This is a genomic window from Paraglaciecola sp. 20A4 (genome assembly GCF_011378905.1).
GTDB lineage: Bacteria > Pseudomonadota > Gammaproteobacteria > Enterobacterales > Alteromonadaceae > Paraglaciecola.
The window spans coordinates 38477-58470 of the sequence record NZ_WTPY01000019.1 but is presented as its reverse complement, the minus strand read 5'-3'; the positions used below and the strand labels follow the sequence as shown (position 1 = coordinate 58470).

16 protein-coding genes and 3 tRNA genes are annotated in these 19994 nt (G+C 42.7%); 7 read left to right on the top strand and 12 right to left on the bottom strand.

The genetic code is table 11. From position 1 onward, the window contains the following. Positions 1-20 precede the first annotated feature (20 nt). Positions 21-704: a phage shock protein PspA gene (gene pspA, locus GQS54_RS15890; RefSeq protein WP_166424948.1), complete on the bottom strand. Its 684-nt coding sequence runs from the start codon at positions 702-704 to the stop codon at positions 21-23. Between the two features lie 216 nt (positions 705-920). Here pspA and pspF point away from each other — a divergent pair, with 216 nt between their 5' ends. From pspF to GQS54_RS15860, 6 genes are read left to right on the top strand one after another with little or no spacing between them, the layout of a single operon-like run. Continuing rightward, complete coding sequence (gene pspF / locus GQS54_RS15885) at positions 921-2033, top strand: phage shock protein operon transcriptional activator (RefSeq protein ID WP_166424947.1); 1113 nt, start codon at positions 921-923, stop codon at positions 2031-2033. Between the two features lie 5 nt (positions 2034-2038). Then, positions 2039-3673 (top strand): ABC transporter substrate-binding protein, encoded by a 1635-nt coding sequence (locus tag GQS54_RS15880; protein WP_166424946.1) that lies wholly within the window; start codon positions 2039-2041, stop codon positions 3671-3673. Further along, entirely contained in the window at positions 3673-4704 is a 1032-nt protein-coding gene (locus GQS54_RS15875; protein WP_166424945.1) for an ABC transporter permease, read from the top strand. Before GQS54_RS15880 ends, GQS54_RS15875 begins: the two co-directional genes overlap by 1 nt. Beyond that, complete coding sequence (locus GQS54_RS15870) at positions 4691-5584, top strand: ABC transporter permease subunit (RefSeq protein WP_166424944.1); 894 nt, start codon at positions 4691-4693, stop codon at positions 5582-5584. Before GQS54_RS15875 ends, GQS54_RS15870 begins: the two co-directional genes overlap by 14 nt. Further along, on the top strand, positions 5584-6579 hold the full coding sequence (locus GQS54_RS15865) for an oligopeptide/dipeptide ABC transporter ATP-binding protein (protein ID WP_158770710.1): 996 nt from the start codon (positions 5584-5586) through the stop codon (positions 6577-6579). The genes GQS54_RS15870 and GQS54_RS15865 overlap by 1 nt, the downstream gene beginning before the upstream one ends. Next, positions 6576-7361, top strand: coding sequence for an ATP-binding cassette domain-containing protein (locus tag GQS54_RS15860; RefSeq protein ID WP_166424943.1), 786 nt, complete (start codon positions 6576-6578; stop codon positions 7359-7361). Before GQS54_RS15865 ends, GQS54_RS15860 begins: the two co-directional genes overlap by 4 nt. 140 nt (positions 7362-7501) lie before the next feature. On the opposite strand, the gene GQS54_RS15855 is transcribed toward GQS54_RS15860, so the two are convergent. The 9 genes from GQS54_RS15855 to GQS54_RS15815 form a co-directional block, all read right to left on the bottom strand. Beyond that, positions 7502-8632: a sodium ion-translocating decarboxylase subunit beta gene (locus tag GQS54_RS15855; RefSeq protein ID WP_166424942.1), complete on the bottom strand. Its 1131-nt coding sequence runs from the start codon at positions 8630-8632 to the stop codon at positions 7502-7504. A 12-nt stretch (positions 8633-8644) separates the two neighbouring features. Beyond that, on the bottom strand, positions 8645-10429 hold the full coding sequence (gene oadA, locus GQS54_RS15850; protein WP_166424941.1) for a sodium-extruding oxaloacetate decarboxylase subunit alpha: 1785 nt from the start codon (positions 10427-10429) through the stop codon (positions 8645-8647). A gap of 30 nt (positions 10430-10459) precedes the next feature. Further along, entirely contained in the window at positions 10460-10723 is a 264-nt protein-coding gene (locus tag GQS54_RS15845) for an OadG family protein (RefSeq protein ID WP_166424940.1), read from the bottom strand. Between the two features lie 407 nt (positions 10724-11130). After that, positions 11131-11207, bottom strand: a tRNA-Arg gene (locus GQS54_RS15840). Between the two features lie 44 nt (positions 11208-11251). Further along, a tRNA-Arg gene (locus tag GQS54_RS15835) sits at positions 11252-11328 on the bottom strand. 106 nt (positions 11329-11434) lie between these two features. Further along, positions 11435-11525 (bottom strand) — tRNA-Ser (locus GQS54_RS15830). 348 nt (positions 11526-11873) lie between these two features. Continuing rightward, positions 11874-12089 (bottom strand): carbon storage regulator CsrA, encoded by a 216-nt coding sequence (gene csrA, locus GQS54_RS15825; protein WP_166424939.1) that lies wholly within the window; start codon positions 12087-12089, stop codon positions 11874-11876. Between the two features lie 135 nt (positions 12090-12224). After that, complete coding sequence (gene alaS / locus GQS54_RS15820; RefSeq protein ID WP_166424938.1) at positions 12225-14822, bottom strand: alanine--tRNA ligase; 2598 nt, start codon at positions 14820-14822, stop codon at positions 12225-12227. A gap of 126 nt (positions 14823-14948) precedes the next feature. Beyond that, positions 14949-15398, bottom strand: coding sequence for a regulatory protein RecX (locus GQS54_RS15815; RefSeq protein ID WP_166424937.1), 450 nt, complete (start codon positions 15396-15398; stop codon positions 14949-14951). A gap of 44 nt (positions 15399-15442) precedes the next feature. Between GQS54_RS15815 and GQS54_RS15810 the strand changes: the two genes are divergently transcribed. Beyond that, positions 15443-16600 carry a GNAT family N-acetyltransferase gene (locus GQS54_RS15810; RefSeq protein WP_166424936.1) on the top strand — a complete coding sequence of 386 codons (1158 nt, stop codon included), beginning with the start codon at positions 15443-15445 and terminating at the stop codon, positions 16598-16600. 74 nt (positions 16601-16674) lie between these two features. Here the strand turns inward: GQS54_RS15810 and GQS54_RS15805 are convergent, their stop codons facing one another. Both GQS54_RS15805 and metH read right to left on the bottom strand, forming a co-directional pair. Continuing rightward, the gene (locus GQS54_RS15805; protein ID WP_166424935.1) at positions 16675-17262 is read right to left on the bottom strand and encodes a DUF938 domain-containing protein; all 588 of its coding nucleotides are present in this window, start codon (positions 17260-17262) and stop codon (positions 16675-16677) included. Positions 17263-17338: 76 nt separating this feature from the next. After that, complete coding sequence (metH, locus tag GQS54_RS15800; protein WP_166424934.1) at positions 17339-19963, bottom strand: methionine synthase; 2625 nt, start codon at positions 19961-19963, stop codon at positions 17339-17341. Positions 19964-19994: the final 31 nt, after the last annotated feature.

Below are 19994 nucleotides of genomic sequence, written 5' to 3'. Positions count from 1 at the left end.
CCTTTCTCCTTTAGTCGATATTAGTCTTGAGTTTTAGCGTCAACAGACTGCTTTTTCATTTTTTTCTTCAGTGCCGCTAATGCATCATCAATTTCATCGTCAACCGCTAAGTCAGCAAACTCATCTGCCAAGGTTTTCTTACCTAGGTCGTATGCATCAACTTGAGATTCAAGATCATCGATTTTGCGCTCATACTGCTCAAAACGTCCCATCGCGGCATCCACTTTACCATCGTTTAACGTGCGCTTAATATCCAACCGTGAACTCACTGTTTTCTGGCGCATAATAATCGTTTTCTGACGTGCTTTTGCATCGGCTAATTTATCTTGTAATTGCGTCACTTCACTTTGCAATTTATTGATTTGCTCATCAACCGCATTCAATTCAGCTTCTAGTGACAGTGCGTACTCATCGCATTTTTTCTTTTCTTGCAATGCTGCTCGGGCTAAGTCTTCACGTTCTTTACTGATCGCTAACTCAGCTTTACTCTGCCAATCACTTCCCTCATTACGCAACTTACCAATTTGTCCTGTGATTTCTTTTTTATTAGCAATGGTTTTCGCTGATGCTGAACGAACCTCAACTAAGGTGTCTTCCATCTCTTGAATGATTAGGCGTACCATTTTTTCAGGATCTTCAGCTTTATCCAAAATGGCGTTGATATTTGAGTTCACTATGTCTGTGAAACGAGAGAATATACCCATAGTCTTTACCTCTATATAATGTCGGCTAATGGTGAGCATCAAACAAATGCAGGATGCTCGTGTTGATTAATAGTATTCAATTAGCAGGCCAACTTAGTTTAATTACTAAATATCTGATTTTAAACAAATATTAATTTACTCTGTGGGTACTGGGATCTACAATTATAATTACATACACCACAAGTTAGTCGATTACACCACTTTTTGAGGATATTGATGAACCGCTTTCGCCAACAAGATAATTTGTTAGGACAATCCAATAGTTTTCTCGAAGTGCTGGAACAAATCTCTCAGATTGCTCCACTAAATAAACCTGTTTTAATTATTGGTGAACGAGGAACTGGGAAAGAAGGGGTGGCTGCCCGATTACACTATCTGTCAAAGCGCTGGGATCAGACCTATTCAAAGCTCAATTGTGCAGCCTTAAGCGAAAGTTTACTTGAGAGTGAATTATTCGGCTATGAGGCAGGTGCATTCACGGGCGCAGCTAAACGACGCGAAGGTCGCTTCGAAGCTGCAGATAGCGGCACTTTATTCCTCGACGAATTGGCGAACACATCAGGATTAATTCAAGAAAAACTACTTCGCGTAATTGAATATGGTGAATTTGAACGCGTAGGCGGCTCGAAGAGCGTTAAAGTGGATATTCGTCTGGTCGCTGCGACGAATGAAGACTTACCTGCGTTAGCCCAAAGCGGTGAATTTAGAGCCGATTTATTAGACCGCTTAGCGTTTGACGTTATCACTTTGCCGCCTCTTAGGGAGCGTAAAGACGATATTATGATGCTTGCAGAACATTTCGCTATTAATATGGCCCGGGAATTGGAGATGGAGCTTTTCAGTGGCTTCACTGAAACGGCAAAACGAATTTTACTTGAGCATCATTGGCCGGGTAATATTCGTGAACTCAAAAATGTTGTGGAACGCGCGGTTTATCGGTCAAATAACCCTGATATACCGGTGCATAATATTGTGCTCGACCCTTTTGAATCGCCTTTTCGCCCAGTCAATAGAACGCGCACATCTGATCGTATTAAGTTAGCGCAAGCATCCGCCCAGGAGTTACCCGTGGATGCATCTAATCTAGTGTCTTCGTTACCGGAAAATACACATGATGCAGTAGCAGAAACGAACAATAGCTTTCAATTCCCGGTTGATTTAAAGGAGCTATCGCAAAATTTTGAAATTGATTTAATTAAGCAAGCATTGGCCGAAAGCCAATATAATCAAAAGAAAACAGCAGATAGACTGTCACTTACCTATCACCAGTTACGTGGTTACTTGAAGAAGTATAATTTGCTCGACAATCCGCTAGAAGACAGAGAATAGCCACTATGAATGCATGTCGGCAATATCTATCTCGCTTCATTTCCGTCTGTTTAGTCTCAGGTGGAATATTAGGTGTGATGGGTTGTAGCCCCCCAAATACCGAACATCAGCAGCCAAATGGTATTATATACTGCTCAGAAGGTAACCCTGCCAGCTTCAATCCGCAACTCGACACATCGGGCACCACGGTTGACGTTTCCTCTCATCAAATTTACGATCGCCTACTGGATTTTGATTTAATCACGGGGGAAATAGTACCAGGGTTAGCCAGCAGCTGGTCTACCAGTGCAGATGGCTTGACCTACACGTTCCAACTTCGTAAAGATATCGCCTTTCATAGTACGGCTTATTTCACGCCATCACGATCATTTGATGCGGATGATGTCGTGTTCAGCTTCAACCGCTGGCGTGATGAAAACCATCCCTACCACGATGTATCAGGCGGTCGTTATCCTTATATTAATAGCGTAGGCTTGGACGATTTAATAGGCAGCATTGAACGCATCAACCGTTATCGAGTTGAGGTAACGTTAGTTAGACCAGAAAGTTCTTTCTTAGCCAACTTAGCCACTGATTTTTCAATTATTTTATCTGCCGAATATGCGAAGCAACTTCAAGCAGCAGGAACGCCTGAACTTATTGATACTCAACCGATAGGAACGGGCCCGTTTAAATTTAATAGCTTTCGCCAAGACAGGTTTGTTCGCTTTGACGCACACACAGAATATTGGCGGGAGCGCAGTACCACTGAGCAACTTATTTTCGATATCACCCCATCAAGTTCACTGCGTCTTGCTAAGTTAATGACCGGCGAATGCGATGCGATGGCGTTTCCTACTCATAGCCAGCTAGATGTCATTCGTAAACGCAAAGAACTGATATTGGACGAAAAACCAGGTTTGAACGTAGGGTTTTGGGCGTTTAATACATCAAAACCACCGTTTAACAATCCCCAAGTACGCCGTGCGCTAGCATTGGCTATAGATAAGAACGCAATACTTGAAGCTATCTATTTCGGTAGCGCGATACCTGCCGCTTCAATTATTCCTCCATCATCCTGGGCGTTTCAACCTGACTCAAGAAACACAAGTTTTAATCCCCTAGAAGCGACTAGACTATTGCGTGAAAACGGGGTTGAAGAAGGATTTAGCATGACCATTTGGGCGATGCCCGTCGAGCGAGCATATAACCCCAATGCCATGAAAATGGCCGAGCTAATGCAACGTTATTTAAGGGATGTAGGTATTAATGCAAACATTATCAGCTACGAATGGTCTACTTTCCGCGCGCGGTTAAATCAGGGCTTACATGATTCAGTATTGATTGGTTGGTCAGCTGACAATGGTGATCCTGACAACTTTTTCCGACCACTGTTAACTTGTGCAGCTATCGATTCAGGTACCAACCGTGCCCGTTGGTGCTCTAAAGAGTACGATACCCTTATCGACAAAGCATTAACCTATACAGACCAAGAAGATCGCGCTTACTTTTACAGTAAGGCAATTGAACTTATTAGCCAAGAAATGCCCCTTATGCCAATAGCACACGCGTTTCGATATCAGGCTTATCGAGACGATGTCACTGGCATTGAGATAAACCCTTATGGCGGTATTCAATTTAGAAATGTGAGTAAGCCATAATGCTAAGAATTATGTTACGCCACATCAGCTTACTTATATTGACCTTGTTTATACTGAGCTTTTTCTCGTTTTCTTTGGCTTACCTTTTTCCAGGAGACCCGTTGGTTAATCTAACCGGTATCCGCGATAGTTCAGAGCAAACTTACGCTCTATTAGCGCAACAATATGCGATGAATGATTCACTTTTTAGTCAGTATTGGCATTATGTAAATAATCTTTTTAGCGGTAATTGGGGATTAAGTTTTAGTTCAGGGCTGCCTCTTGCTGAGGAAATTAGTCGTTCCCTTGCGGCCAGCGTTGAACTCAGTGCATACGCGCTCATCATTTCCTTTGTCATTGGTTTACCACTGGGCTTTCTTTCCGGTTTGCGTCATCATAAATTTATCGATTATTCACTTCTATCAGCCAGCGTCATTGGTTATTCAATTCCCGTTTTCTGGGCAGCATTAATTGCAATTTTACTCTTCTCAGTCCAGCTAGGTTGGTTTCCGCTTTCTGGCAGAATTAGCCTTCTTTATGATATTCCGTACGACACAGGATTTATCTTAATCGATATTTTGCTGAGTGACGTGCCAGATAAAGAATTTGCATTCCAAGATGCCTTGCGTCATTTGGTGTTACCGAGCGTCTCTATTGCCATTGTCACCTCTACTATAGTACTGCGTATTACACGTCGTTCTGTAGTCGAAGTAATGAACAGCGAATATATTCAAGCGGCCTATGCACGAGGCTTGAGCCCCAGACAGGTGTTTGTGCGTCATGGTATTAAGAATGCGTTAATACCCATTTTGCCACTACTGGTAATGCAGTTTACAACCTTGCTGACTAACGCCATGATTGTCGAAACTATATTTTCTTGGCCGGGCATTGGCAATGGCCTAATCCAAGCGATTTATCAGCGAGATTTTCCCGCTATTAGAGCAGGAATGTTAGCGGTTTCCGCACTCGTTCTAACATTTACCATCACTAGCGATATGGTCATCCAAATTTTTGATCCCGCTCGCAGAAGGCCTGAAGATGCCACGTCTTAATTTATACCAAGAAGAATTTTATCCTTCTCCGATACAAAATACATGGAAGGAATTTAAAGAAAATCATGCCGCGGTTGTGAGTCTATATTGCGTTATCTTTTTTATATTTATTATGATATTTGGCCCCTTTTTAGCGCCATTTGATCCGCTTCAGCAACATATTGATTTTTTGTTGGTTCCCCCAGCGTGGGACAACAACGGTGACATAAGCCATTTATTTGGAACCGACGGTTTAGGCAGAGATATGCTTTCGCGGATTCTTTACGGTTGTAGAATGACCTTCGGGATAAGCTTATTACTCGTTGTTGTATCAATGTTGATTGGAGTAGCACTCGGTGCGATGGCTGGCATGAGTAAAGGATTTCGCTCCAGTATGGTCAATCATTTATTAGATTCCATTATGGCCATCCCTACTCTACTTATCGCGATTATTATTATCGCGATTGTCGGTACTGGTCTTGTTAACAGTATGTGGGCTATCTCACTCGCCCTAATTCCACAATTTATTCACCAAACACGAGATATCGTGCGACAAAAAATGAAAAAAGAATACGTGCTAGCCGCTCAATTAGATGGTGCAGGTAAAGTGCATATTTTTTTCAATTCTATTTTGCCTAATATGGCTGAAATGCTTGTTGTGCAGGTCACCCTTGCATTATCTGTAGCAATTCTTGATATTAGTGCCCTAGGTTTCTTAAATTTAGGCGCACAGGCGCCATCCCCAGAACTCGGTGCATTATTATCCGAAGGCTTGTCTACTGCTTATGTAACACCTTGGAATATCGCGCTACCAGGTGCGGCTATATTTTTCATGATGATGTCAATTAATTTAGTCGGTGACGGTTTGCGCTCCGCATTACGTTACAGGTTGCTACGTTAATGATTTTGCTCGATATTAAAAACCTGACATTAGAAATCGAATCGCAAAGTGGTTGGATCAAAGCATTAGATAAAATAAATCTTGTTATCACTGAAGGACAAATTCATGCACTTGTAGGTGAATCAGGTTCAGGTAAAAGTATTATCGTCAAAGCCATCGTAGGGGCTATTTCTGACCGCTGGCGGATAACCGCAGATCGTATGACTTGGCGAGGACAAGATTTACTCAAGATGTCAGTGCGTGAAAGACGTAAAATTATTCGTTCAGATATTTCGGTCATATTTCAGAATCCAAAAAGTTCGCTCGATCCTATAGTGACCTTGGGTAACCAGCTAAAAGAAGTTATTTTGGCCACCAACCTTGAAAAAGGTATGTTTTGGAATCGTGCAAAACAGCGCAAGAAATACGCATCGGAACTGCTACATCGGGTCGGCATAAAACATCATGAAGCATATATGCGCAGCCTACCGCATCAAATTCCGAATGATATCTGTCAAAAGTTTATGATCGCCATGGCGTTAGCCTCACAACCTAAATTAATTATTGCAGATGATCCGACCCGGGGCATGGAAATCACTGACAAAAGTCAGATATTGAAATTACTGACACGCGTCAATCAAGTTCGAAAACTCAGCATACTTTTTGTAAGTCATGACTTATTAGCTATTTCCAGTATGGCGGACCATATGACCGTATTGTACTGTGGCCAAACCGTTGAAAGTGGGCGTATGAACCAACTACGTCGACGGGCGTTGCACCCCTATACCAAGGCATTACTTGAAAGTGCCCCAAGCTTCCGTACTGATTTGCCGCCTAAATCACCTTTAAGTTCACTAGGTGGCACGATACCTACATTTCAACATTTACCGATAGGCTGTAGGTTGGGACCTCGATGTCCTAGGGCACGCCGAGAATGCGTAAAGGTGCCAGAAGTTCGTCGAATTCATGAACATACTTATAGTTGTCATTTTCCATTACACCGAGATCAAAAGTGAACGATTTACTCTCTGTTGAAAACCTAACATTCGAAAACTGTCATGGTAAACGTTGGCAGCACAAGGAAAAAAGGTTTACGTTAGGTCCTGTTAATTTCAGTATTCAGGCAGGTGAAACGTTAGCTATTGTTGGCGCAAATGGCTCCGGTAAATCGCTACTTGCAAAGTTACTTGTTGGCTTAGAGCGCCCAGATAGCGGCTCAATATATCTTAATGAACGTAAACTAGAGCAGTATGATAATAAACACCGCGTGCTTAATATTCGTATGGTATTTCAAAATAGTAATGAATCACTGAATCCTGGTATAACGTTAGGATCCATATTAGAAGAGCCACTGAAGCTCAATACCAACCTTGATGGGCGAGCTAGGATCATAAAAGTCGAAGAGACATTACGACTAGTTGGCTTGCTACCTGAACATCGTTTTTTTTACCGTCATATGCTCTCTGACGGACAAAAACAGCGCGTAGCGCTTGCCAGAGCAATAATACTGAACCCACAAGTTATTGTTGCAGACGAACCTTTCGCAGCACTGGATCCATCAGTACGCTCGCAAACCGTTAATCTATTGATGGAGCTGCAAAGAGAACTTGGCTTGGGCTTTATCTTTATCTCGCACAACTTAGGAATAGTGCGTCACATTAGTGACAAAATATTGGTGATGAAACATGGCAAGGTTGTAGAGTCAGGTAAAACAGAAGTGATTTTTCATTGGCCAAAGGATGAATATACCAAAAGGCTCGTTCACGCTCATCAAGCCTTAATCAATGGACAAGACTAAGCTTTAAAACTCTTCTTACACTGCCAGTAATATTGAGTACATCGAGATTAGTAAGGCATTCCCAAGGTATTCCATCATCACTTAACTGATTATTAGCAGATGCATCTAATCAGTTAAGTGAAACCATAACTACGACTTACCTACCCTACTAATGCGAGTAAAATACCCGCCGCCACAGCTGAACCTAATACTCCAGCAACGTTGGGACCCATGGCATGCATCAATAGGAAATTATGAGGATTGGTTTCCAAGCCAACCTTATTTACCACCCGCGCAGCCATCGGCACAGCTGAAACTCCTGCAGCACCAATCAAGGGATTAATTTTTTCACTAGAAAATTTGCCCAACGCTTTAGCCATTAATATTCCTGCTGCGGTTCCGATTGAAAACGCAATCGCGCCTAATCCTAGAATACCAAGGGTTTCAAGGGTTAAAAATTTATCAGCAGATAACTTCGATCCCACCGCTAAGCCAAGAAAAATTGTCACGATATTAATCAATTCATTTTGTGCAGTATTGCTTAAACGATCGACTACCCCTGATTCTTTCATCAAATTACCAAGACAAAACATACCGATCAAAGGCGTTGCTGAGGGCAAAAAGAGAATTGTCATTAACAACACAGCCAACGGGAAAATGATTTTCTCACGTTTAGAAACCACTCTAAGCTGCGCCATTTTGATATTTCTTTCATCTTCTGTGGTTAACAGCCGCATGATAGGCGGTTGAATGATAGGCACTAGTGCCATGTAAGAGTATGCCGCTACCGCAATAGCACCTAGTAACTCAGGCGCAAGCTTCGACGCAAGAAAGATTGCCGTAGGCCCGTCAGCTCCACCTATTATGGCAATAGCTGATGCATCCTTCAGAGTAAACTCAAAACCAGGCACCAAGTTCAGCGCAATGGCGCCAAACAAGGTTCCAAAAATACCAAACTGAGCCGCAGCGCCAAGCAATAACATTCTTGGATTGGCGATCAAGGCGCTAAAGTCAGTCATTGCCCCAACGCCCATAAAGATAAGCAAAGGAAATACGCCTGTTTCAATTCCAACATGGTAAATGTAATAAAGCAGACCACCAGGGTCGCTAAACCCTGCTAACGGGATATTGGTTAAAATGGCACCAAAACCAATTGGTAACAACAACAATGGCTCAAACTTTTTAACGATCGCTAAAAACAGTAGTAAGCACCCTACAGCCATCATAACTACCTGACCAATCTCAAAATGGGCCAGTGAAGTGCTTTGCCAAAGTAAGGTTAATTTATCCATTAATACGTCCTTTTAACCCAAAACCAGCATAGTTTGGCCTGATTGCACAGCGTCGCCTTCTTTGACCAATATATCGCTGATAGTACCTGAGGCTGTTGAGCGGATTTCAGTTTCCATTTTCATGGCTTCCATAATGACAATAACGTCACCTTCGCTGATCACTTCACCCGAGCGCACTAAAATCTTAAATATATTGCCCGCTAGCGGCGCTGACACTTCTTCGCCTTGGCCCGCAGGTAAAATGGGCGCAGCTGAGCTTAGTGGCACAGCACCACCGACCGGTTGAATATCAGTTAACTGACCACCCTGACCTACTTCTACCGCGTAAACTTTGCCATCGACACGGACTGAATATGACTCAACTGCCTTAGGAGAGTTTGAAACAACCGGGGCTGCACTCACTTCTACAGCACTCGGTGCTGGTTCAAATGCCTCAGGGTTATTACGATTTTTTAAGAATTTAAGCCCTATTTGTGGAAATAATGCATAAGTTAAAACGTCATCAATTCTGTGTTCTGCCAAAGCGATGTTTTGTTCTTTTGCCTTTGCTAGCAGTTCTTGCTCCAATACGGGCAATTCATCTTTAAGTAAATCAGCAGGCCGACAAGTAATGGGTTCTTTGCCGTCAAGCACCCTTGCTTGTAGCTCTTTATTTACCGGCGCAGCAGTGGCACCGTATTCGCCTTTCAACACACCAGCGGTTTCTTTGGTAATGCTTTTGTAACGCTCACCGGTCAACACATTAAGCACAGACTGAGTACCGACAATTTGAGAGGTCGGTGTTACCAAAGGTATAAATCCGAGATCTTCACGCACTCGCGGGATCTCTTTAAGCACTTCGTCGAGCTTATCTTGAGCACCTTGCTCTACCAGTTGAGATTCCATATTCGTTAACATGCCACCGGGAACTTGCGCAATTAGAATACGAGCATCAACGCCTTTTAAACTGCCTTCAAACTTGGCATATTTTTTACGAACATCCCTAAAGTAAGCTGCTATTTCAGCTAATAAAGGCAAGTCTAGCCCAGTGTCACGAGGCGTATTTTCGACGATCGAGACTATTGTCTCTGTTGCTGTGTGACCATAGGTCATACTCATGGAAGATATTGACGTATCGAGAATATCAATTCCAGCGTCAATCGCCTTCTGGTACGTCGCAGTACTTAACCCAGTGGTAGCATGACACTGCATAGCAATTGGCACGCTCACGGTCTCCTTAAGGCGAGTTATAAGCTCTTCACAGACATACGGCTTAAGTAGTCCCGCCATATCTTTAATACAAATGGAATGAACGCCCAAATCTTCGAGTTGCTTAGCCATATCTAACCAAAGCGATAAGGAATGGACCGGACTGACCGTATAGGAAATAGTTCCTTGGGCATGAGCACCCACTTTAATCGCTGCACCGACCGCTGTTTTTAGATTCCGTATATCATTCATCGCGTCAAAGATTCTAAAAACGTCGACACCACTCGTATGAGCCCGTTCTACAAACTTTTCTACCACGTCATCTGCGTAGTGACGATAACCCAGTAAGTTCTGTCCACGCAGTAACATTTGCTGTTTGGTCTTGGGCATCGCTTGCTTGAGCAACCGAATGCGCTCCCAAGGATCTTCACCAAGATAACGAATACACGCATCAAATGTCGCGCCTCCCCAGGTTTCTAATGACCAGTATCCAACTTGATCAAGCTTCGCTGCAATGGGCAACATATCTTCGATACGCATGCGAGTAGCGAGTAATGATTGGTGTGCGTCACGCAGCACAACATCCGTGATGGCTAAAGGTTTTGACATCTTGGGTTCCTAATTAACAATGAATAAAATTTAGTGTTGGCGGCGATACTGTTCGACAGCGGCAGATATCGCTGCAACAACTGGCGCTGGCACACCTGACTGATTGGTCGTTGGACTACTACTGCTACGAGCCTTGTTGACCGACTTAGGGACTTCTTCAGGAAACTTAGCTGAAGCCCAAGCAATCACGTTTACCGCACCAATCAGTAACGTCAAAAAGAGAAAAACAACTGACATACCCACTAAAAGGAGCATCCCAGCTTCAAGTAATAACGACATAACATCAGGTTGCATAGTTAGTATTTCTCCGGTAACTGACAAAACGACTCGATAAGTACCATGTGAGCTGGCAGAAAACAACTTTTTAGGGTGACCAAAAAAGAATAAAAAATAAGAAACAATTCACTTTTATTGCATTATTACCCAAGAAATAGCCATTAATACTAAATATCCGATTCAACCTGAACCAAATAGATAATGTAAAGGTTTCTCCTTACGCCGCATTACAAATCTGTATCTAGAGCTACCGCTAGCTTATAGATCATCGATAAATTTATATATTGGATTGCGCTGAATGATGTAACTGAGAATAGGGATGTAAAAACTTCAACGCTTAATGGCTGGAGACGCTAGGTACTTAAACAACAGTGATATTATGCTGCAGGTAAAAAAAAACCCACTTAATAGTGGGTTTTTTAATATGGTGCGCATGGAAGGATTCGAACCTCCGACCGCCTGGTTCGTAGCCAGGAACTCTATCCAGCTGAGCTACATGCGCAAACAGGGTAATTTAATATTAGACTAATATATTAAACTTAAAAATGGTGCGCATGGAAGGATTCGAACCTCCGACCGCCTGGTTCGTAGCCAGGAACTCTATCCAGCTGAGCTACATGCGCAAAATTGTTATCCGGTAAAACATACTAGGCACTCTACCTTGTTTTACCTAAGCTTATGTCCTTTAGTCTAAGCTTCTTAATAATCTATTGATTACCGTTTATGTTATGGCGGAGAGGGAGGGATTCGAACCCTCGATACGAGTAATACGTATGGTTCCTTAGCAGGGAACTGGTTTCAGCCACTCACCCACCTCTCCGGAAAACCGTCAAATTGTTGCTACTGATTTATTTGAGTTAGTTATTATGCCAAAACATATCTATCTAACAAAGGCCTAATTTACCTAACTTCCTTAGCTTGGGAAGCGCCTTTCACCGTTTGGTGTCTCTCCTAAATCTGGAGCCGAAGTTTACCGAGCCTCAGGAGTAAGTCAAACACTTTTTAGAAAGATTTAATCTACTTGCTGGTATTTTGAGCCGTTCGTACAAAAAACGTCTTTAACGAGCAATAATCCATCGAACTAACAACCAATTTATTCTAATGAAAGGGAAATTGAATGCATAAAAAAAGCTGGAAAACCCAGCTTTTTTTTCAGTGAACGATAAAATTAATTATCTTCGTCTGATGTTGCTTGTTCATGACCGGCCAGCTGACCATTTTTCTCAGCTTGGATTCTCATGTAAATCTCTTCTCGGTGAACAGATACTTCTTTAGGTGCATTCACACCAATTCTTACCTGATTACCTTTAACACCTAATACCGTTACCGTGACTTCGTCACCGACCATTAAGGTTTCACCAACACGACGGGTCAAAATTAGCATTCTAAGCTCCTTATCCGTTTACAAAAAAATAATCCCTAATTTAAAACTAGCGTATCTCTTTGAAATAACCAAAGAATTACACACCCGACTTTTCCATATTCTTGTTGTCACCTCAAAAATTAGTCGATATTACGCTTATAGTCTGTCTTGTAACCAACCTTCAACAGAAGCAATTGCTTGGTCTAAATTTTCTGGTTGAGAGCCACCAGCTTGGGCCATATCAGGGCGTCCACCACCTTTTCCACCCACCTGCTGGGCAACAAAATTAACCAACTCACCAGCTTTCACTTTTTGAGTTAAGTCTTTCGTCACACCTGCGATTAGACTCACCTTATCGTTATTGGCAACACCTAATAAAATGATGCCGCTACCGATTTGGTTTTTCAGATCATCTATCATGGAGCGTAATGCGCCACTTTCAATGCCTTGTACATGATAAGACAAGACTTTTACCCCTTTTATTTCGTTAACCTGAGATAAAAGATCATTTCCAGCACTATTAGCAATGTCCTGTTTGAGACGAGTCACTTCTTTTTCAAGTGTCTTTGTTTGCTCGATAAGCTGCGCTACTCGCTCTCCCACGTTACTCACGTCTGTTTTTAAGACACCACTGAGGGAGCTTAGTTCGCTAGCTTGCTGTTGTACATGTTGTAAAGCCATTAACCCAGTAACCGCTTCGATTCGTCTTACGCCTGAAGCGATGCCACTTTCAGAAATAATCTTGAATAGACCGATATCACCTGTACGCGTAACATGCGTGCCGCCACACAATTCCATAGAAAAATCGCCCATCGACACCACTCGCACATCGTCATCGTACTTTTCACCAAACAAAGCCATTGCACCGGCCTCTTTTGCTTGCTCTAGTCCCATTAGACGCGTTTGTAATGCATGGTTAGCAAGAATTTGTTCGTTAACCATCGTTTCGGTTGCTAAGATTTCTTTCTTCGTAAGAGCTTCAAAATGAGAGAAATCAAATCGTAAGCGCTCAGGTTGCACCAATGAACCTTTCTGATTAACGTGGTCGCCCAATATAGATTTCAGCGCAGCGTGCATCAAATGCGTGGCGCTGTGGTTAAGTTTAATAGCCTGACGTCTAGCACAATCAACTTTAGCTTCGACTTTATCTCCAACGCGTATGGTACTTGTTGCCACCCCTTTATGCGCGATCGCCTTACCGAGTTTCACAGTATCGGTTACGTTGAATCCCCCTTTATCAGTAACTAGCACCCCTGTATCACCAGCTTGACCACCCGACTCAGCATAAAATGATGTTTCATCAAGAATAATGGTACCAGTTGCATCTGGAGCTAGCTCATTGACAGACTCCCCTTGAAAGAATATTTCGCGCACTAGAGCCGCATTATCTTCGTGTTCGTAGCCGACAAATACAGATTCTTGCTCGCTGCGTAATTGTTCGTTGTAATCGACATCGAACTGACTGGCTTTTTGAGCTCGCTTTCGCTGTTGAGCCATTGCTTGCTCAAAGCCTTCTTCGTCAATTTTCAGACCCTTTTCCCGGGCAACATCATTGGTTAAATCAGCTGGAAAGCCATATGTATCATAAAGTTTAAATACCACTTCACCTGGCACTACCTTACCCTCAAGATCTGCTAGGGCATCATTTAGAATAAGCATGCCACGCTCAAGTGTACGCGAGAACTGTTCTTCTTCGATGCGCAGCACTTTCTCTATAGACGCTCGCTGTTCAATCAACTCAGGGTAAGCATCCCCCATCTGTTCGGCCAAGGCGGCCACTAATTTGTAAAAAAATACACCTTGAGCGCCGAGTTTATTTCCGTGGCGAACAGCACGGCGAATGATACGGCGTAATACGTAACCACGACCTTCATTTGATGGCATCACGCCATCAGAAATTAAAAAGCTACAAGAGCGAATATGGTCTGCGACTACACGTAAAGATTTGTCTTCAAGACTTGTCGTTCCAACTAAATCTGCAGTGGCCTTAATCAAATTTTGAAAGATATCAATTTCATAGTTGCTATGCACATTCTGTAAAATAGCTGATATACGTTCTAATCCCATGCCTGTATCAATAGATGGCTTAGGTAACGGCTGCATATCGCCATTAGCTTGACGATTGAACTGCATGAAAACTAAATTCCATATTTCGATAAAGCGATCACCATCTTCTTCAGGTGAACCTGGAGGTCCCCCCCAAATATGTTCACCGTGATCGTAAAAAATCTCAGAACATGGTCCACAAGGGCCTGTATCACCCATCGACCAAAAATTGTCTGAAGTGGCAATACGGATAATCTTCTCTTTGGAAATACCAATATCATTATGCCAAATATCAAATGCTTCATCGTCCTCTGAGTAGATGGTCACCAATAATTTATCTTTGGGTAACTTTAATTCTTCAGTCAAAAACGCCCATGCGTAGCCGATAGCTTCTTTTTTAAAATAATCTCCAAAACTAAAATTACCGAGCATTTCAAAAAATGTGTGGTGACGCGCGGTATAGCCAACGTTTTCTAAATCGTTATGTTTACCACCGGCTCGAACACAACGCTGAGAAGAAACAGCCCGTGTGTATTTCCGTTGTTCGGTGCCCAGAAAAACGTCTTTAAATTGGTTCATTCCTGCGTTGGTAAATAACAGAGTGGGATCGTCACTTGGAACCAGAGACGAACTAGAAACTTTTTGATGCCCTTTATCAGCGAAAAAGTTTAAAAAGGTTTGCCGAATTTGCGCTGTGCTCTTACTCATTGATGATCCTGAAACAACATTTATTGATTTGAGGGTAAAAATGGCCTCAAATGGCCATTTCTAACTATTAATTAGTTAGCAACGATAGCATGTTTTCTGCTGACTTGTTAAGTGACTTCACTGCACTTAGGAACGGCTTTGCACTGCATTAATTTGCTCGTGACTAAACCCTCGATACAGCAAAAAACGGTTACGTTTTTGCTGCTCATGCCAATCCTTTGCTGGTTTACGACCAAATTTTTTAAACGCTACTTGCAATATCAATGCATCCCAATCAATTTCTTGTTCAACAATAGCCCGTTCAATTAATTCGCGAGCCACTTCATGTTGAATCAGTTCATTGCGAATGCGTTGTTCACCTACTCCCTTAGCCACTCGACTTCGAACGATCATTTCAGCAAAACGTAAGTCACTTTGAATATCTGCGTCACTAAACTGTTTTATGCGTGCTTCACAAAGAGCCTTGTCGTAACCCTTTGCTAATAACTTTTTTAATAATTCACGGTAACCATGCTCGCGCATAGATAAATATTTGGTAATACTATATTTAATGTTCTTGCTATCGTTATCTGTCATATCAGGTAATATAATCTCCCAATCTAAGGGTCCTGTAGAGTGTTATGCGCCAAATGTTTAATTTTAAGTTTCTAAGCGCCATAGGGCAAATCGACAGAGATAGTTGGCATGCGCTGGCATATCAATGTGATCCGTTTCATCAATACGCCTTTATTCAAGCGCTCGAGCGTTCACATTCGGTTGAACCACAAACAGGTTGGCACCCACAGCATCTCACCATATATCAGAACGACACGTTGGTAGGCATTCTACCCTTGTACATCAAAAATCATAGTTATGGCGAATATGTATTTGACTTCGCGTGGGCCAATTCATATAGCGAACACGGTCTGAATTATTACCCTAAATTGGTTTGCGCTATCCCCTTTACACCCGTTCCAGGGGCGCGCTTAATGTTGAAAAAAGATGTCGACCAAGGGCAATTGCTCCCCCAACTATGTAACGCTATTCAGAAGCACGCTAAACAAAACGGACTGTCCTCTATGCATTGGTTATTTGTACCAGAATCACTAAGTGAGGCGTTAAATCAACAGCAGCATTTGATGCGACGGGCCGTTCAGTTTCAATGGTTTAATCGCAATTATCAAGATTACGACGACTTTTGCGCGACCCTCACATCAAGGCGCCGTAAAACGATTCGCAACGAACGGCGTAAAGTATACGAACAGGGCGTGCAGATTGAGCGAATTTATGGTGAAAAAATCACTGCTGAACATATGGACTTTTTTTATCAGTGCTATCAGCAAACGTATTTGAAACGCAGTGGCCACAAGGGATACCTAAATCGAGATTTCTTTACCCGACTTTATCATTCAATGGATCGCAATATATTGCTTGTTATCGCCTCACGTAATGATATTCCCTTAGCGAGCGCATTTTATATGTTCGACGATAAACAACTCTATGGTCGTTATTGGGGAGCGCTGGAAGACATAAGCAATCTACATTATGAATGTTGTTATTATCAAGGTATTGAGTTTTGCATAGAGCACAATATCAGTACTTTCAATCCAGGTACCCAGGGTGAACACAAAATATTGCGTGGTTTTGAACCTGTCTATTGCTATTCAAATCATTGGTTAGCAGAACCTGCTTTTCATGATGGAGTTCGGCGTTTTCTGCGCCAAGAAGATATTAATATACAATCTTATAAAGCAAACGCATCTGAACTGTTACCGTTTAAAGCCCCAACACAAGAGTAGAACACTATATTGTAGTGATAACGCAAAGGCGTTTTATATGGAAGGTAGCATGCTGTGAACAGCAATGTTCAGCGTTATGGTTTGCGCCAAATCAACATAAAATTATTGGCTGGCATTGGGCGCATTTCAGTAAGAGAAAGTCCCTTAGCCCAACCTGCTAATTCGTCGATATCGCGAATACCGCCGCATCCCTCATTCAATAAATGCTGATTAAAAGCTAAGTTACTTTCGCTCGTAAATGCGTTATCAACCGTAAACGGACCATACTGACAAAACACGCCCCCTGAAGGTAAATTGTTCGCTACTAGTCCCATCATATTTTGCGCTTCATGGGGCTGCATGATATGCGTAGTATTAGCCGTATATACGCTATCGACAACCTGCCCAGGCCATTTATCCAAACCGATTTGAAATGCCAAAGGTTGACGGATATTAGTTGCATTTGTATGCGCAAGCCACGCCTGAATACTGGGATGATTGACCGTCAGATCGCTCGTTTGCCAACATAAATGGGCTAATTCAGGAGCAAAATAAGCAGCATGTTGTCCAGTACCAGAGCCTATTTCGAGCAAATGTGTGCAATCAATCAGTACTTCTTTTAATACCGCTAAAATAGGCATTCGGTTATTTTCACATGATGGGCTAAAACGTTTATCACTCATGGTTATTTGTGCTTTCACTTTGTGTGGTTAAACTTGCGCTTTCCAATTTATGTTTGTCGCGATACCAGCTGCAATACTAGTTATTAAGATTTGGCCCAAGCCATTTTTCAGCTTCTAACTCAGACCAGTTTTTACGCTTAGCATAGTCAAGCATTTGATCTCTTTGAATTTGAGCGACTGCAAAATAACGTGCTTCAGGATGAGAAAAATACCAACCTGACACTGCCGCTCCTGGCCACATAGCATAGCTTTCGGTCAATTTCATACCGGTATTTTTTTGCGCATCGAGCAAGTTCCATATAGCTTGTTTCTCAGTATGCTCAGGACAAGCAGCATAACCAGGCGCAGGTCTGATACCTTGATATTTCTCGCGAATCAATTCTTCATTACTGAGGGATTCATCTGGTGCAAATCCCCAAATATCTTTGCGCACTTTCTCATGTAAGTATTCGGCAAAGCCTTCAGCAAGACGATCAGCCAGTGCTTTGACCATAATACCATTATAATCATCGCCATCAGCAATGTACGCGTTGGCGAGCTCATCTTCGCCAATACCAGCGGTCACAGCGAACGCGCCCAAGTAGTCGGCTTTATGAGAAGATTTTGGTGCAATAAAGTCACTTAAACAATTGTTATAACCTTTAGCCTTCTCGGTTTGTTGACGCAAGTGATGACACACTTCTTGCACCTCTGTGCGTTGCTCATCAGTGTAAACTTCAATATCATCATCAACTCGATTAGCTGGGAAAATACCCACAACCCCCTTGGCTTGTAGTTTTTTATTGGCACATAGATCGTCTAATAAGGCCATAGCGTCATTGAATACCGATTGCGCTTCCTTACCGACTACCTCATCTTGCAAGATACGCGGATATTTACCCGCCAACGACCAAGTTAAGAAAAACGGCGTCCAGTCTATGTACGCGCGCAGATCGGCCAGATCGACCGAAACCGTTTGCACGCCTAAATGTTTAGGCACCGGAGGAGTATATTGACTCCAATCTATGTCTGCCCCATTAGCCCGGGCTTTCTCGAGGCTGACGGGGCGGCTACGAGGTTTCTTACGAGCATGTTGCTCACGTACCACATCATATTCTTTAGATATTTGTACCGCGTATGCTGGGCGGTGCTCCTTGGAAATAAGTTTTTGGCACACGCCCACCGCTCTACTGGCATTGGGCACATACACAACGGGTTGGTCATAGTTTTGTTCAATTTTAACGGCTGTGTGTGCTTTTGATGTAGTCGCCCCGCCAATGAGTAGCGGCAAATCTAAACCTAGGCGTTGCATTTCCTTGGCTACATAGACCATTTCGTCCAGAGAAGGGGTAATCAAGCCAGACAGGCCAATCATGTCGACATTTTTGTCTTTGGCGACTTGCAGGATTTTTGCGCAAGGCACCATTACACCTAAATCGATAATTTCAAAGTTATTACATTGCAGAACCACACCCACAATGTTCTTACCGATGTCATGTACATCACCTTTTACCGTCGCCAGTAAAATCTTACCGTTAGTACTGCCCACATCCTTTGTAGCTTCAATGTAAGGATTTAAATATGCGACGGCTTTTTTCATAACCCGAGCTGATTTAACCACTTGGGGAAGGAACATTTTACCTTCACCAAATAAATCACCCACCACGTTCATGCCATCCATTAACGGACCTTCGATAACATGTAATGGCTTTTCAGCTTGTTGGCGCGCTAGTTCAGTATCCTCATCAATATAATCGGTAATACCTCGAACAAGTGCATGCTCTAAACGCTTATTAACGGGCAATTGACGCCACTCAAGGTTTTCTTTAACTTGGGCCTTACCATCCCCTTGATACTTTGGCGCGAGTTCTAATAAGCGATCTGTTGCCTCGGCATTCCGATTGAGTATCACATCCTCAACCGCTTCTTTGAGCTCCGCTGGGATTTGGTCATATACTTCAAGTTGGCCAGCATTAACGATGCCCATGTCCATTCCAGCTTTGATAGCATGGTACAAAAACACCGAGTGCATTGCTTCGCGTACCGGATTATTCCCGCGAAATGAAAAAGAAACGTTCGATAAGCCGCCGGATATATGGGCATGAGGTAATTCTTGGGTAATACGCCGAGTGGCGTTAATAAAATCTACTGCATAGTTGTTGTGTTCTTCGATACCTGTCGCCACGGCGAAGATATTCGGATCAAAAATAATATCTTCTGGTGGAAAACCGATTTTCTCAGTTAAAAGCCGATAGCTGCGCTGACAAATTTCAAATTTACGGTCTTCAGTATCTGCTTGACCTGCTTCATCAAACGCCATAACAACCGTAGCTGCTCCATAGCGCTTAAGCAATTTCGCCTGATGTAAGAAGTTCTCTTCCCCCTCTTTTAAGCTAATAGAGTTAACTATTGCCTTGCCTTGTACGCACTTTAAACCCGCTTCAATAACTGACCATTTAGATGAGTCAATCATAATGGGCACGCGAGAAATATCAGGCTCGGAAGCAATCAAGTTTAAGAAGCGAGTCATGGCCGCTTCTGAGTCCAACATGGCTTCGTCCATGTTGATATCGATGATCTGTGCACCGTTTTCTACTTGCTGACGAGCAACATCTAACGCTTTTTCAAAATCGTCTTCTAGAATTAGGCGCTTGAACATGGCAGAACCTGTTACATTGGTACGCTCGCCGACATTGATAAAAGATGCACTTGCTTTGGTCATAAGTCACTCAGTCTACTAAATTTTGTTCATA

Excerpts from the sequence above, each read along its gene's own strand:
- pspA (WP_166424948.1), bottom strand. The coding sequence starts at position 704 with ATGGGTATATTCTCTCGTTTCACAGACATAGTGAACTCAAATATCAAC.
- pspF (WP_166424947.1), top strand. The coding sequence starts at position 921 with ATGAACCGCTTTCGCCAACAAGATAATTTGTTAGGACAATCCAATAGT.
- GQS54_RS15880 (WP_166424946.1), top strand. The coding sequence starts at position 2,039 with ATGAATGCATGTCGGCAATATCTATCTCGCTTCATTTCCGTCTGTTTA.
- GQS54_RS15875 (WP_166424945.1), top strand. The coding sequence starts at position 3,673 with ATGCTAAGAATTATGTTACGCCACATCAGCTTACTTATATTGACCTTG.
- GQS54_RS15870 (WP_166424944.1), top strand. The coding sequence starts at position 4,691 with ATGCCACGTCTTAATTTATACCAAGAAGAATTTTATCCTTCTCCGATA.
- GQS54_RS15865 (WP_158770710.1), top strand. The coding sequence starts at position 5,584 with ATGATTTTGCTCGATATTAAAAACCTGACATTAGAAATCGAATCGCAA.
- GQS54_RS15855 (WP_166424942.1), bottom strand. The coding sequence starts at position 8,632 with ATGGATAAATTAACCTTACTTTGGCAAAGCACTTCACTGGCCCATTTT.
- oadA (WP_166424941.1), bottom strand. The coding sequence starts at position 10,429 with ATGTCAAAACCTTTAGCCATCACGGATGTTGTGCTGCGTGACGCACAC.
- GQS54_RS15845 (WP_166424940.1), bottom strand. The coding sequence starts at position 10,723 with ATGCAACCTGATGTTATGTCGTTATTACTTGAAGCTGGGATGCTCCTT.
- csrA (WP_166424939.1), bottom strand. The coding sequence starts at position 12,089 with ATGCTAATTTTGACCCGTCGTGTTGGTGAAACCTTAATGGTCGGTGAC.
- alaS (WP_166424938.1), bottom strand. The coding sequence starts at position 14,822 with ATGAGTAAGAGCACAGCGCAAATTCGGCAAACCTTTTTAAACTTTTTC.
- GQS54_RS15815 (WP_166424937.1), bottom strand. The coding sequence starts at position 15,398 with ATGACAGATAACGATAGCAAGAACATTAAATATAGTATTACCAAATAT.
- GQS54_RS15810 (WP_166424936.1), top strand. The coding sequence starts at position 15,443 with ATGCGCCAAATGTTTAATTTTAAGTTTCTAAGCGCCATAGGGCAAATC.
- GQS54_RS15805 (WP_166424935.1), bottom strand. The coding sequence starts at position 17,262 with ATGAGTGATAAACGTTTTAGCCCATCATGTGAAAATAACCGAATGCCT.
- metH (WP_166424934.1), bottom strand. The coding sequence starts at position 19,963 with ATGACCAAAGCAAGTGCATCTTTTATCAATGTCGGCGAGCGTACCAAT.